Genomic DNA, 14,944 nt, shown 5'->3' with positions numbered 1-14,944 from the left:
CACAATGGCGCCTACCTGCTCCGAGCCCGTGAGCGAGACGCCTTGGACGCGGTCATCGGCGATGATGTCCGAGATCTGCGGGTGGGTGGCGAACAGGTTGACGTAGGCCCCCTCGGGGAAGCCTGCATCGCGGAAAAGCTCCTCCAGAGCGAGCGCCGATTCAGGGCACTGGCTAGCATGGCGGACAATGACGGTGTTGCCCAGGATGATATTGGGGATCGCGAAACGGGCCACCTGGTAGTACGGGTAGTTCCACGGCATGATGCCCAGGATTACGCCAAGGCCCTGGTACCGGAAGAAGCTCCTCAGGCCATCAGCAACCTCCAGCTCCTCGTCCGCGAGCCATTCCTCTGCGTGCTCTGCGAAAGCAGCTGCAATGGAACCGGAAAACTCTGCTTCGCCTGCTGCCTGCTGAAGCGGTTTGCCCATCTCCCGGTTGATGATGGCGGCGAGCTTGTCCTTGCGTTCAACAAACAAGTCAGCCAGGCGCTGGGCCAGTGCTGCACGTTCGGCCACGGTGGTGGTGCGTGACCATTCCTGATAGGTCTTCTGGGCTGCGCTGAGTCCTGCTTCCACGTCTGTGTCGGTGGCAGCGGCGTATTCCGCGTGCGTGGTTCCCGTGGCCGGGTCAATTACGGCAAATGCGCTCATGAGGATGCTCCTTTATCGGTTATTTCGAAAGGACGGGGTTTACCCGTAAAAAGCCGGGCGGGACCGCAGCAGGGCGCCGCGGTCCCGCCCGGTGTGCGTCAGCGCGTTTCAGGGGCGGTGGTGGCTGCATAGAAGCGCTGGCGGGCGCGACCCTGCAGGTGCTTGGCAGTACCTTCCTGGTTGCCGGGCCGCTGGGAGGTCATGGGGACTCCAACATCCCAGAACGCGCCGTTGCCACTCAGGTAGCGCCACGGTTCCACACGGGCGACGATCACAGCGGGCCCGTCCGCTTCCCTGGCCTCGGTGAGCGCTGCCTCAAATTCCTCAATGGTGGTGGTGGACCAGGCGGCGCAACCCATGCTGGCAGCGTTGGCGGCGATGTCGATGTCGAGGATCGGTCCGTCAAGGCGGCCGGACTCCTTGCTGCGCGCCCGGTACTGGGTACCGAATTCGCTCCCCGGTCCCCCCTTTGCCACCTGAAGCGGCCAGATGCACTGGTGCCCGCGGTTGTCGATCACGATGGTGATGATCTTCTTGCGTTCCTGGACCGCGGTGACCAGCTCGGTGGGCTGCATGAAGTATGTGCCGTCACCGATCAGGACGTACACCTCGCCCGGGGCCTCCGCGCGTGCCAGGCGGTAACCCAGGCCGGCCGGGATTTCGTGGCCCATGCAGGAGTTGGCGTACTCGAAATGGATTTCGGTGCCGTTGGACGCGTCCCAGACCTTGTGGATGCCTTCAACCACGCCGCCGGAGCCCAGGATCAGTGCGTCCTCGCTGGTGGTGGTCCGGTTCAGTACGTCGATGACCTGCGCCTGGCTCATGTTCTCGCCGGGAAACGCTTGGAGGTCGTGTTTGCGCACCTCGAGTGTGGCTTTCCGGGCGTCCGCGATGTCGCTGCGGAAGTCCTCGGACGTCGAGTATCCAACTTCCGCGAGGCGTTCCCGCACGGCGGCCAGGTTCAGCTTGGCATCACCGATCACGGGGAACGAACCCATCTTGTGCGCATCGAACGAACCGACGTTGAGGTTCACGAACTTCACGTTCGGGTTCTGGAACAGCGAGTGTGAGGCGGTGATGAAGTCCTGGAGGCGGGAACCTACGGTAATCACAACATCCGCACCATCGGCGATCTCGTTGGCGCCCACGGTGCCGGTCACACCCAAGGCACCCAAGTTGAGTTCGCTGATGGGGCCGCTTCCCTTGCCCGCGTAGGTCTCGGACACCGGGATGCCGAACTCGGCGCTGAAACGTGCCAGCTCTTCCTGAGCCTTGGAATAGCGGACGCCGCCACCTGCGATCAACACGGGACGTTTGGCATGACGGATGATCTCGGCTGCACCACTGATCTCGTCCTCCACGGCCGGACGACGGCGGATATGCCAGACGCGCGGGGTGAAGAAGGACTCCGGGAAATCGAACTCTGCGCCTTGGATATCCTGCGGCAGGCAGACCACCACGGCACCGGTTTCCACTGGATCCGTGAGGACGCGCATGGCCTCCGGAAGGGTGGACAGCAGCTGTGCAGGGTGGGTGATCCTGTCGAAATAGCGGCTGACCGGACGGAAGCAGTCGTTGGCGGACACATCGCGCTCAACCGGATGTTCGATCTGCTGCAGCACGGGGTCACCGAAACGGTTGTTGATGATATCCGCTGGGAACAGCAGCACCGGAAGACGGTTCGTGGTGGCCGTCGCGGCACCGGAGACCATGTTGGTGGATCCGGGACCGGCGGAGGCCGTGCATGCCAGGGTGGCAGCACGGTTTGAAGCCTTCGCGAAGCCGATGGCCGCGTGGACCATCGACTGTTCGTTCTTGCCCTGGTAGTGCGGGAAGTCCACACCATACTCGTCGATGCCCTGCGCCAGGCCGACGGAGTTGCCATGCCCGAAAATGCCGTACATGCCGGCAACCAGGCGCCTCCTCTCGCCGTCCAGTTCGCTGTACTGGACCTGAAGGTATTCAACGATTGCCTGTGCCACAGTGCGGCGGCGGACGGCCTTGATGTCGACGTCGGTGCCGATATCAGCAGCGGCTGTGCTAGTCATGCGTTCTCCTAAATTCGTAGGTGCGTCGGCATTTGCAAACCGATTCGCCCGAACATCAGGTTGTCACCGTGGGGAAGGAAAGTTGTGTCCCAGTTTGATACGCACCCACACCCGCCAGGGGACAAGAAAAACAGCAGTCGACGGCGGCACGTAAGTACCGCCGTCGACTGCTGTTGGCTGTTTGGTCTTGTCCCTAGTCGAACCGGTAAGGCTCCTGCGGGCCGACCGAGGGAAGCGGCCGGGGCCGCTCGCAGGTGCTTTCGATCCGGACGTGCCGGCCTTGCTCCGAGGATGCTTCGAAAGCAAGGAGGACTTCCAGCACGTGATAGGCGAAGTCACCACCAGTGCGCGGCTCCACCCCGTTGCGGATGGCGTAGCCGAACTCGGCCAGGCCGATGCCCCGGTAGGCGTCGTCGCGGTGGGTAACTGGTGTCTCCCGCCAATCACCGCCACCGGGAGGGGTCATGTCCAGCGCGAGGTCGCCCGGCTCACCGCGTCGCAGCACCGGCGCCCCGGAGAAGTGGTCCGGGTTTGGCGCTGCCAGGGAACCTCCCGTGCCGTAGATCTCAAGATGCGGCAGGTTGTGGTTCCAGACGTCCCAGCTGACGATCACGGTGGCGGCAGCGCCGGACTCGAAGTCCAGGGTGCCGGTGACGTGCGTTGGCGTCTGGATCTGAATGACGTCGCCCTCTTTGCCAGGACGGGGACGGGTCTCCGATGAACGCGGCGCCGTTGCGGAAACGCGCTTGACCGGGCCGAAGAAGTTCACGAGGTTGGTGATGAGGTAAGGCCCGATGTCGAGCATCGGCCCGGCACCGGGGCTGTAGAAGGGGTCAACGTTCGGGTGCCAGTGCTCGTAGCCGCGGCATGCGAAGGACGCGAAAGCCGCCACGGGTTCGCCGATCCACCCGTCGTCAATGAGCTTCCGGCTGGTCTGCATGCCCGAACCGAGGAAGGTGGTGGGAGCCGAGCCCACCTTGACCCCTGCATCACGGGCGGCATCCAGGATTTTCCGGGCTTCCTCAAGGGAAGTGGCAAACGGCTTTTCAGAGAGGACATGCTTTCCGGCTGCGATGGCCTGGAGAGTCACCGGGGCGTGGAGCTTGGGCGGGGTGAGGTTGAGGACCAGCTCCACCTCGTCGTCGGCAAGCAGCTCCTCCGGCGAGAGGGCCTTGGGAACCGAATATTCTGCTGCCCGTGCTTTCACGGCCTCCGCGTTCACGTCGGCGAGCGCTACGACATCGACATCCGGGTGGACGCCGATTTTGTCCAAGTACTGGTTGAGAACGTTTCCGACGCCGATGATGCCGACTCGAATGGGTTCCATGTGAATCTCCGTTATTAGTTGGTGAAAGATCCCGGGGCGGGGAAATATACCCCGCCCCGGAAACAGTTGCTATGGCTGGCGCCTCTAGCCGGCCCGGCGCTCTTCGCGGGTCTTGGCCGTGGCTTCTTCGTCGAGGGCGCCATCGGTGATGACGACGCCATAATGGGTCGCCGCTGCTTCGAGGGTCACCCGTGACTCGCGGTAGTCGTCGAGCACGGCCAGCACGTCGCGTTCCAGCGGGTCGCCGTATCCGCCACCACCCGGGGTGATGGATACGACCTTTTCGCCGGACTGCAGATCGTAGCGGCCCACCACAGGAATTTCACGGCGTTCGCCAGTCTTGAGGTCTTCCACCCAGGTCGACGGAACGGCCCCGTCGTGTCCGCCGCGGACGCCCTTGGGCGGGTTGAGCTTACCTTCGATGCCGTATGTGAGGGTGACGCTTTCCCCCCGGGGTTCCATGGTGACGCGGGTTGCGAGTCCGCCGCGCTGCCGACCTGCCCCGCCGGAGTCGGCTACCAGAGTGCGTTCGTGGATCAGGATCGGATAACGCTGCTCATCCACCTCCACGCTGTCGTGGTAGAGAAGGGCGCCGCAGACGGGACGCTGATACGTCGGCCAGCCGTCAACGTAGGGGGTGGCAGGGCCACCGACGCCGCCCACCAGGATCTGGTTGACGTAGGCGTTGCCGTTGCGTTCGTCGATGCCGGAAATGACGGACTTGGCTGGCGCTTGCCCGGCTGCTCCCTCAGCGGTGCCGTATCCATCGTCGATTTGGGAGAAGGCGGCCTGGACGATGTTGACCACCCGGTCGGCGAGGTTGGTGGTTCCGGACGAGCAGGAGTGGGGGTGCTTCGGGACGCCGACGGCGCAGCCGTCACGCAGCAGCACCTCCACCCGTCGGAAGGTTCCGGCGTTGCTCGGCAGGTTTTCCGGGATACCGGAGAGGATGCCTGCCAGTGCAGCACCGGTGGCCGTTGCCCTCGTGAGGTTCAGGCCGTTGGGCAGGTTGTCCGGGTTGTCCCGTAGGTCGATGGTGATCTTTCCCTGCTTGGGCTTGACCTCGATGGTGGCCTGCAGGCGCACACCGTCTGGGCCTGTGCCGGGGAAGGGATCGTGGGCCGAGGTGCCGTGCAGGACATATTCGGGCAGCGTTTCGATGGCGCTGGCGGTGAGGCGCTCGGAGTAGTCGAACCAGGCGTCAACGAAGTCCACGAGGTCGTCGACGCCGAACTTCTCGGCGAGTTCATGGATGCGGCGCTCGGCAATACGGGAGGCGCCTACCGATGCGAGGTAGTCGCCGTACCACTGGTCAGGAACGCGGATGCGGGAGCGGCACATGCGGATGATGTCGTCGATGTCCGTGTAATCGCGCTGGACCCTCACACAGGGGAAGATCAGGGCGCCTTCCTCATAGACGTCCCGGGCGGTGGCGAAGAACGTAGTGGGCAGCGAGTTGCCGCAGTCGGCCTGGTGAGCCTTGGTCACGGCGGTGAAGAGGTGGCGTCCTCGGAGGAAGATCGGCACCAGGATGACATGGTCGGCGGCGTGGGAGTTGCCCATGTAGGGGTCGTTGTGCAGGAAGGCATCGCCTTCACGGATGTCATTATGCAGCTCGACCATGTCCTCGCCCAGCGGGCCGGCGCCGAAGACGTGAACCGGGACACCTTCCGCTGCTGCGAGCAGCTGGTTGTCCGCCGTCAGCACGGCGCAGGAGAAATCGCGGGCCGTGTTGATGACGGAGGAACGTGCCGAGCGCAGCAGGCCGCTGGTCATCTCGCGGACGATGCCGTCGAATGCATTGGCAAGCACCGAGAGCTTTACTGGATCGAATTCGGGCGTCACGGTTACGCCTCCTTACGGGTGAGGTAGATGTTGGATCGTTCGTCGAGCGTGGCATTCCATTCCGGTGGAACGACGATGGTGGTGGTGGGCTGGTCGATGACCGCGGGCCCCAGGATCTTGTCCCGCGGGGCCAGGGTGACACCGCGGTAGCGCTGGGTGCTGAAGCTCTCGCCGCTGAAAACGATGTCATCGGTGCGGTGGACCTCGCTGGTGCGGGCCGCCCCGATCTCATCCTTAGTGTGCTCGGGCCGAGGGATTTCCACGCGGACGCCCCAAGTGATGATTTCGACCCGGCTGTCCGGATCGTGTGTGCCGTTGCGGCGGTCGTGCTCCTCGTGGAAGGCCCGCTCAATGATTCCTGCGGCGTCGCCGGCGGTATCGGGGGCGGCATCCAGATACACACGCAGGTCCCACGCCTGGCCCGGGTACCGGGCGTCGACAAAGTAGGTGACGTTCGGGGCATCGCCTACACCATCGAACCGCTTCCCAAAGAGCTCTGCCTTGGCCGTCAAATCCTCCACCGCACGGGTGGCGGAACCGGAGTTGAAGCTGCGGGTGTCGTTGTGCAGCGGTGAGAGGAACTCGGTGGCGATCGGAGCGCGATGGGCGCCGTAAGCGGCCAGCACGCCAGCCGTCGCGGGGATCAGGACGGTGTCGGTCTCCAGCAGGACACCGATTGCGGCTGCGACCATGGCACCTGCGCCACCGCCGGCAACAATCAGCGCGCCTCGGGGATCAACGCCCTGTTCCAGTGAAGCCTGACGGATGGCCGTGGCCATGTGGTTGGCAGAGACGTCCAAGATGGCCTGTGCAGCCTGCAAGGTATCCATGTTCAGAGGGCCGGCGATGCGAGTATCGATGGCGCGGACAGCGGCCTCGCGATCCAGGGTAAATCCGCCTTCGAAGCCATCAGCGTCAAGGTAGCCGAGCGCCACACAGGCGTCCGTGACGGTGGGCTCTTCGCCTCCGCGTCCGTAGGCAGCGGGACCGGGGGTGCTGCGGGCACTTTGCGGACCCACGCGGAGCAGGCCGCCGCCGTCGACCCATGCGATGCTGCCGCCACCGGCGCCGATGCTGGAGACAGCCACGGAGGAAAGACCGGTGAGGTGTCCAACGAAGGGCTCACCCAGCCAGGCTTCCCGGGTATGGCGGACAACGCCCTCTTCGACGAGGGACACGTCGAAAGTGGTTCCGCCCATATCGCAGACCACGACTGTGTCCCTGTCCGGCGCGGCTGCCGCTCCAACCAGCGGTGCCATCGACGGACCCGAGTTCAGCAGCAGTACCGGTCGGTCCAGTACATCGACGACGTCGAGGACGGCACCTTCGGAGGTGACCACCAGCAGGTCGCCGGCGAAACCGTACTTCTGGAGGTCAGCGCGCAGCTTACCCAGATGGTCAGCCATCAACGGCTTCAGGGAGGCGTCGATCGAGGCTGCCGAGGAGCGGCGGTATTCGCGGATAGTAGGGTTGGCCTCGTTGGACAGCGTGTACGGAACACCCGGCAGGATCTCCTGGATGAGTTCCGCGACGCGCTTCTCGTGGGCGTCGTTGATGATCGACCAGAGAAAGGAAACGGCCACCGCTTCGATTCCCTGTTCCTTGAGGGAACCCAGAACCTCACGCACTTGCTCTTCATCCAACGGCACCAGGACATCGCCTTCTGCGGAAATGCGTTCGGTGATCTCAAAGGTCAGGTGGCGGGGAATGTAGGGCGGCGGGTAGGCAGCTTTGGAGTCGAAGGCGTCCCGGCGGCCTCCCTCGCGGAGCAGCAGTGTGTCGGCGAACCCGTCGGAGGTCAGCAGGGCGGTCTTGGCCACCTTGCCGGTCAGTACTGCGTTAGTGGCGTGCGTAGTGCCGTAGACGATGACGTCCGCGTTGCGCAGGACGTCATCCCCGCTCCAGCCAACCGATTCGGCGGCCCGGCGTACGGAGGCTTCAAAGCCGGTGAAGACGCGGTCATAGGTGGTCAGGGCCTTGCCGACGGCCATGTCACCGTTGTTGGAATCGACGACGACATCGGTGAACGTGCCACCGGTGTCCACGGCGATGCGGTACCTCGCTTCACGTGGGTGTGTCTGTACTTCACTCATGGGTCTTCTTACTTTCGTAGAGCTTGCAGGGGTTAGAGCTGGGGCTTGCCGACGCGGTTGCGGAGCAGCCCTACTTTGTCGATCTCGATTTCCACCGTGTCGCCCGGCTCAAGCCAGACGGGAGGGTTCCGCTTGGCGCCGATGCCTTGCGGGGTACCTGTGGCAATGACGTCTCCGGGCTCCAGAGTGAGGAAGCCCGACAGGTAGGAGACGATGCGGGCGATGGAGAAGATCTGGTAACGGGTGTTGGAGCGCTGCACTTCAACGCCGTTCACCCGCGTCACCAGGTCCAGTGTCTGCGGGTCTCCCACCTCATCCAGCGTCACCAATGCCGGACCCCAAGGAGTTGAACCGTCAACAGCCTTGCCCGCAAGCCACTGGGTCCCGCGATACTGGAGATCACGTGCCGTAACATCGTTCAGCGGGGCCAGGCCTGCGACGTACTCGAGGGCTTCATCTTCCGTTACTTCGCTGGCACGGCGCCCCATCACTACGGCCACCTCACCCTCGAAGTCCAGGTTTTCGCTGACCCTGGCGCCGCCGATCTCCTCCTCGGGACCAACCATGGTGGAGTCGAACTTGGCGAAAACGTCCGGGTACTCGGGGAACGCACGGCCCGTTTCGGCAACGTGGTCCTTATAATTCAGCCCGATGCAAAGCACCTTGGATGGGTTAGGCACGGGCATTGTCAGGCGGATCTCGGAGCGGGCACCCACGCGGGCTTCCGGGTCCTGGGCCGCGGCCTCGGCGGCCTCGGCTGAGATGGCATCGAGACGGTCGCCGTAGAGCTTCAGGAACTCCCGGACGGAGGATGTTGCCCCGTTGACTGCCCCGCTTGAGCCCTGCAGGAGCAGTTCCAGATCGTAGACCGAGTCTTCGATGAGGACACCTCCGCGGACGCCGGATTCGTGGTCATAGGAAACGAGCTTCATGGTTACTTGCCGCCTTCTGTTGCTGGGGACTGTGCCGCGACTGCCAGGACGGCGTCGGCCAGCCGGTCAGCGATGTCTTCGGTCACTTTTACGTCCATGGGCGTGGAAAGGGACAACAGGTTTGCGGGAGATCCGAGCAGCCCCCGCTCGTAGGACGCCCACCACAGCTTGTGCTGCGTCTGCTCGTCAACTTTCTCAGCACCGCCAGGAACCGCGCGGAGCAAAGAGCCACGTCCGCGAACTTCCCAGCCCGCCTCAGCGACCCTGGCGTTGACCATGTCGCGGGCGGTATCGCCCAAGTGATTCAGCCGCTTTACTTCCTCTTCGTTATAGAGGCGCAGGGCGACAGCACCGGCAGCCATGCTGACCGGGTTGCCGGAGAAGGTGCCGCCATGCGGGAGGCTGTCCTGACGGGTCGGATCCACCTCGGCCATGAGCTCGGCCTTGCCGCAGACTGCGCCAACGGGGAAGCCGCCTCCGATAAGCTTGCCGGTGGTCAGCAGGTCGGGGGCAACCCCGTATTCACCGCTGAAGCCGTTGTACCCGAGGCGGAGGCTAATGACCTCGTCGATGATCAGGACGATGCCGTGGCGCGTTGCAAGTTCGCGTGCGCTGCGGACGAAGTCCTCCGAAATGTGCAGGAGCCCTGCGCGGTTGGGCAGCAGGTCGAGGATGATGGCGGCGTAGGCGTCCGGGGCGGCCTCTACCGCCTGGCGCAGGAACTCGACGTCGTTCAGCGGCACCGCAGTGACGTCATCGATCACGCCGCGTGTCAGGCCGCGCTGGTAGGCCGGTCCACCTGGTACCAGTGCGACCTCGGATGTCCCGTGGTAGCCACCCTTGGTGACGATGACTCGTTCACGGCCGGTGCTGGCCCGTGCGATGCGGATCGCGGACATGACCGCTTCGGTGCCGGAGTTCGCAAAGCGGACCTGGTCCAGATCAGGGAGACGGTGCAGCAGGAGTTCAGCAAGTTCCCATTCGTAGAGGTTCGGGATGCCCCAGCTGGCTCCGGTGGTGAGGGCCTTGGTGGCGGCTTCCGTGATCTCCGGGTGCGCATTGCCGTGAATCAGGGACGTGAAGTTGTTGTTCGCGTCGATCAGTTCACGGCCGCGGTCGTCCCACACGCGGTAGCCCTCGCCGCGGATCGCATACGGGCTCGGAGCTCCCGTGTAGTACGTTGAGCGCCCATAGCCGCCGGGCAGCAGCGGGAAACCGCGTGGCCCGCGGCGCAGATGGGGATCCTCCGCGGGATGCTGCAGATCCGCAATATTTTCCAGATGGTTGGGTGTTGCCAATTGGGGTTTCTCCAGTCTTTTCAGTTCACGAGGTCGATGAGCGGCTGCCCGGTCAGCGCAAGGCGGACCCGCTCCACAGCGCCGTCCTGCAGGGCCCCCGTTGACCGGTTGGAACGCCAGGCGATGTGCGGAGTGAGGATGGTGTTGGGCGCCGAACGCAGCGGATGTCCCTCCCGCAACGGCTCTTCAGCGAAAGTGTCGATGCCTGCGCCGGCGATGTGTCCGGAGATCAGTGCTGCAGCGAGCGCAGCTTCATCGATAAGGCCGCCGCGCGACACATTGACCACCACTGCACCCTTCCGCATACGGGCGAGGACATCTCCGGAGAGGAGGTCCGCCGTGTCTTGGTTAAGCGGCAGGTGCAGCGAGACGACGTCGGAGTTCTCCAGGATGTCGCCGAGCCCGGTCATCTCCACGAAGCTGTCCGTGACGAAGGGATCGTAGGCCCGGACATCGGCTCCCACGGCCGAATACATCCGGGCGACGTGCTGACCGATGCGTCCCATTCCAAGCACCCCGACCTCAAGCTCGGAGAGCACCGGCGTGTCGTAGCCGATGGTCCCGGCCCAGCCCAGGTTCCGGATGGAGGCATCACCGGCAGGCAGGCGGCGGGCCAGCGCCAGGCCCATGGCGAAAGCGTGGGAGGCCACTTCCTCTGACGCGGTTCCCGGGACGATCGAGACTGGGATCCCAGCCTCCGTGGCGGCGGCAACATCGATGTTGTCGTAGCCGATTCCGTAGCGGATAACCGCCCTGCACTTCGACATCACGGGGAAATCAGCTGCGGTGAGCTTTGCATAGGGGGTAATCATCACAATGTCGGCTTCGGGAAGCCCTTCACGGAAGGCGTCGGTGTCTGCCGCGGGGTTAAGTGTGTAACCGAACTCCTCCGCGAGCGCGTGCTCGCGGTCCAGGTTCGGAAAATGGTGAGGGGCCACAAGAATGGTTCCCTGGGCATCGCGGGTCATAGTGTGTCGTCCTGTTCGTGTCGTACCCTCGTTCGCTGCCGGACACTCCATGGGACGGGTGCCGGTGTCGGGTGATTACAAGTACAACGCGATATCGGAGCGTCCATCCGTGCCAGATCGGGACACCGTGGTGGGACACGTCCCACTCGGCAGACCTGCGCGACAGCAGGCAGGAGCCGACCATCAAAGGATGGCCGGCTGCTGCAGATGGGCGGGTATAATCGTGCGGGGATCAGAGGTCGAAGCCGCGGCTGCGGAAGTAGTCCATGCGCCGGTACAGGGTGGAACGGCCGATTTGCAGTGTTTCCGCTGCGAGGCTTCGGTTGCCTTTGGCCTCCTGGAGGGCAGTGCGCAGCTCGCTCAGTTCTGCATCTTCCAGCCGTGAAAGCCGGCCCTTTGTCAGAACACGGTGGAAACCCTGTGGCAGGTCGTCCACAGTGACTTCTGCGCCTTGGGCCCGTTCCACGGCGTTGGAGACTACAGCCCGGAGCTGGTCGATGTTCCGTGGCCAGTCAGCATGTGTGAGTGTGGTGATGAGCCTGCGGGAAAGCCTCCGCTGCCCGAGTTCCTCCGCGATTGCGTTAGCCAGCTGGGGGATGTCTTCACGCCTGTTGCGGAGGGGCGCCACTGAGATTTCCAGGACATCGAACGCTTCGGAGAGCAGCAAGGTGGCGTCTGTGGGTCGCGCAATGGTGAGGATCAGCTTGGTGGTGGGATTGCCACGCAAATTACGTGCGATCTCACCGGCTTCGTTCTGCGAAAGCTCATCGGCGTGCTCGACGATCAGCGTGGCCGGGAGTTCGGTAGCCACCCGGTGCAGCACATCCCGGAAGTTGGGGTTCCTGAGTGCTCCGCTACGGGCGTCAACCGCCATGTGGCCACCCCGCAGTGATGCGATGGCACTGGCCAGGCGGAGTTTTCCGCTGCCCAGTTCACCGATCAAAACAACGGACCTGTCCTGGTCCACAGCCTTGCGGGCCATGTTTAGGGTGCGCTTGAATTCCGTGCTCGTCCCGTCCACGTGCTTCATTAGGCGCTCAGCAGTTCCCTGCGGGGAAGATTCCAAAGTCAGAGGCGCACTTGCGGCGGTGACGGCCCGCTCCTTGGCCGGCGAGTGGGACCGGACCACAACGATTGCCCCCACATTCGCAGACGAGAGGGTCACCGGGGAGATCTCCAGTGTGGACAACCCCGGCCCCTGCAGCATGGCCTCGCAGTTCATGTCACGGCCGGAGGACATCACTGCCTTGGCGTAGCCGGAAATGATCGAGAAGTCGCTGTCCACCAAAGTGGCTGTGGCGGATGCGTTCTGGAGGGAGTTCTTCCCATCAACTGCAATGACCGCACGGTTGCCCCGTCTCCGCGAGATTCTCAGATACTCACTCAGGAGGGCCCGTTCCTTCGATGAAGTCCGGACCTCGATGTCGCGTTCGATGCGAGAGGCGACACCCTCAAGCATCAGCAGCGTGGAGGAAGGTTCAAGGGTGGTGACTCGGTTGGCCGGGAGTGTCAGCCCGATGACGGCGCGGACACGATTGTGGAACGGATCCCGCACCAGGGACGCGAAGCACCAATTGCCGCGCATGTCCTCGCGGAAGTGTTCCTCTGGGGCCAGCCAAACGCCGCGGCCTTCTTCTAGGGCCAGCCCTTCTCCATTGCTGCCGCAGCTTTCCTCCAGCAACGAATATCCAGCCGGGAAGCCGTCATCGCGGAGGAAGCTGGCCTTCACCAGCACGCCGTTAGGGGCTGTGAGGTTGACGTAGCCGCCCAGGTCCGCTGCAACTTCGTCCAGCTTCTGTAGGTGCGGACCAGCCGCCGCAATCGTGTATTCGTCAACCCGGCCTTCGTCATAAATTCCACGGTCGGCAACCGCGTCGACACCAGCCGCGCGGCTTCTGTACCAGGAACGTGCGACTATCGGCCGGATTCCGCTAAGGTCCGCGTGGGGTTGCATCAGGAACAATTCGCGTAGGCGGTCTGTTTCACGCAGCGACTCATACGGCCACGGGGACAATACTTCTGCAGACATGGGACAGGTTCTTTCTGGATGTGAAGGAAAGTTCAGGACGCCAAGGTGGCTCCGGTACCACCAGGACGGCTTGTCCGATTGCGCCGCCTGGGCAACCTGGGACGGAATGCCTGCTGGGCATGCCAGTCCTCGTTCATGGCGGCATTGTCTTCCCTTGCCTTTGCGCTGATGTATGCCGCAACCATTCCCGAAAGTCCGCTTCCGAGGATGATGGTGTTGTTCCGAGAGGCCCCCAGGCTCGTTTTTTCGGTGCCCATTTGCTTTGCTCTTCCGCTCGATCATTCAAAAGGCAACCGCAGCGGCGCTGCTGCGGGCCACTATCAGTTTACCTAACTAACAGACGTTAGGGAAGAGTTAACCTCAAGGGCCGCACACGGCTAACGCCTGTTAGGATGAGGCATTATGAGCGACAGGTCCTACGAAGCCGCCCGCGAAGCTTTCGAGCTGCGACTGAAAGAGTGGAATTGGGCCGGCCAGAAAGCTGCCCGCCAAAACATCCTTGAGGCCTTCCTCGAGCTTGCCATCGCTCACGGTTTTAACTCCGTGTCCATGAGGACGATCGCCAACGCCGTCAACATCAAAGCACCAAGCCTCTACTCGCACTTCCCTGGCGGAAGGGACGAGATTGTTGCGGAATCCTTGCGGTGGCACTTCCATCGCTTTGGCGTCGCCCTTCTGCAAGCCGTAAGCGGTGCCGGGGATGCAGATGAGTTTTGGGATGCCATGGTGCGACTGCATTTCACCCGGCAGGTGCGGCTCCCTGAAAGCAACCTTTGGGATCTGCTGGTCGCCACAGACAGAATGGCGGGAGTCTTGCCCAAAGACGTCCGGGTCCAGGTGGATGACTGGGTGCAACTACACCAGAACATGTATGTGGCCGCTGCCAGGGACATGGGTGTTCCCGAAGCGGAGGAGCGGGTCAAAGTTGTCATGACGCTCTTGGAGGGTGCCACTCGTTGGGCATCTTACGAGTGTGACGACAATGAGCTGGAAAGGCTCAGCGACCGAGCGGTCATGATATCCCGGACACTGCTCGGGATGGACTTCCCAGCGTGAGAGCTTCCGCCTTCTCTCACGCGGCACCATGCCGCGGCCAGCCAGCGAGGCCCGGCTACAATTCCATCCTCACCAGATCGTACCCGTCGTGTTCATGCAGCATTTTCCGCTCTCCGATACTGTCAAAGAGCCATACGAATGCTCCGTCGGATGTACGATCATCAACGATTCCGTTCTGCACAAACGTTCCGTTTAATCGCACTTCTACAACGTCACATGGGGAAACGGCATCCCACTGCTTATTGAAGGATTTTGCCATCGCGGTTATCTCTTTTCATTCAGGAGTTTCTAAATTTGAGAGAGCCCGACTTCATCGTCGGCGCGGTCCAATGACATTTGGCCCACGGTATCTTCGAGCAGCTGCCTCCGCTACTTCCTTTGCACGGAAATTCCCTCAGACATGGTATAAAACTCAGTTCTGGACGAAGAATTCGAAATCCATAGAACGCGGCCACTGTCCGAGACTTCCTCTACCTGGCCTGCCGAAATAACCTGTGAGTTTTTGAGGATGTACACACGCTCCCCGGATTGCAGTTCGTGCCAATCCGCTTGGATGGTTCCTGTTCTGCGCCGAACAGACGTTCTGACTTTCATAATTCCACCTTGAATAGCAACTGAAGTAGGGAAATTAGCGCGGATCTCCCGATCGTCGGAAGTTCATCGAATCTAGGTCCGCGAAGATATGGCCAATTCCCTC

Annotated in this window: 10 protein-coding genes; 1 reads left to right on the top strand and 9 read right to left on the bottom strand. The window is 62.9% G+C overall.

All coding sequences use genetic code 11. The features are described from left to right. The 9 genes from AC3A3W_RS04505 to AC3A3W_RS04465 all read right to left on the bottom strand — a co-directional run. Nucleotides 1-651 (bottom strand): aldehyde dehydrogenase family protein (locus AC3A3W_RS04505; RefSeq protein ID WP_487440668.1); only part of this gene is annotated, 651 nt, incomplete at its 3' end. 98 nt (nt 652-749) lie between these two features. Further along, nucleotides 750-2,699 (bottom strand): 3D-(3,5/4)-trihydroxycyclohexane-1,2-dione acylhydrolase (decyclizing), encoded by a 1,950-nt coding sequence (iolD, locus tag AC3A3W_RS04500; protein ID WP_487440666.1) that lies wholly within the window; start codon nt 2,697-2,699, stop codon nt 750-752. Nucleotides 2,700-2,892: 193 nt separating this feature from the next. Then, on the bottom strand, nt 2,893-4,026 hold the full coding sequence (locus AC3A3W_RS04495; RefSeq protein WP_487440665.1) for a Gfo/Idh/MocA family protein: 1,134 nt from the start codon (nt 4,024-4,026) through the stop codon (nt 2,893-2,895). 84 nt (nt 4,027-4,110) lie between these two features. Next, nucleotides 4,111-5,871, bottom strand: coding sequence for a hydantoinase B/oxoprolinase family protein (locus tag AC3A3W_RS04490; RefSeq protein WP_487440664.1), 1,761 nt, complete (start codon nt 5,869-5,871; stop codon nt 4,111-4,113). Nucleotides 5,872-5,873: 2 nt separating this feature from the next. Further along, a complete protein-coding gene (locus AC3A3W_RS04485) occupies nt 5,874-7,964 on the bottom strand; it encodes a hydantoinase/oxoprolinase family protein (protein WP_487440662.1) in 2,091 nt (696 codons plus the stop codon). 32 nt (nt 7,965-7,996) lie between these two features. Continuing rightward, on the bottom strand, nt 7,997-8,896 hold the full coding sequence (locus AC3A3W_RS04480) for a fumarylacetoacetate hydrolase family protein (RefSeq protein ID WP_487440661.1): 900 nt from the start codon (nt 8,894-8,896) through the stop codon (nt 7,997-7,999). A gap of 2 nt (nt 8,897-8,898) precedes the next feature. After that, nucleotides 8,899-10,194, bottom strand: a complete 1,296-nt coding sequence (locus AC3A3W_RS04475) for an aspartate aminotransferase family protein (RefSeq protein ID WP_487440660.1) — start codon at nt 10,192-10,194, stop codon at nt 8,899-8,901. A 20-nt stretch (nt 10,195-10,214) separates the two neighbouring features. Further along, a complete protein-coding gene (locus AC3A3W_RS04470) occupies nt 10,215-11,162 on the bottom strand; it encodes a C-terminal binding protein (protein ID WP_487440659.1) in 948 nt (315 codons plus the stop codon). A 232-nt stretch (nt 11,163-11,394) separates the two neighbouring features. After that, nucleotides 11,395-13,191 (bottom strand): sigma-54-dependent Fis family transcriptional regulator, encoded by a 1,797-nt coding sequence (locus AC3A3W_RS04465; RefSeq protein WP_487440658.1) that lies wholly within the window; start codon nt 13,189-13,191, stop codon nt 11,395-11,397. Between the two features lie 402 nt (nt 13,192-13,593). Between AC3A3W_RS04465 and AC3A3W_RS04460 the strand changes: the two genes are divergently transcribed. Continuing rightward, nucleotides 13,594-14,247, top strand: a complete 654-nt coding sequence (locus tag AC3A3W_RS04460) for a TetR/AcrR family transcriptional regulator (protein ID WP_487440657.1) — start codon at nt 13,594-13,596, stop codon at nt 14,245-14,247. The last annotated feature ends 697 nt before the right edge of the window (nt 14,248-14,944 follow it).

Source organism: Arthrobacter sp. Soil_N43 (genome assembly GCF_057655195.1).
Note: the sequence above shows the minus strand (reverse complement) of the source record. Positions and strands in the feature narration are given on the sequence as shown.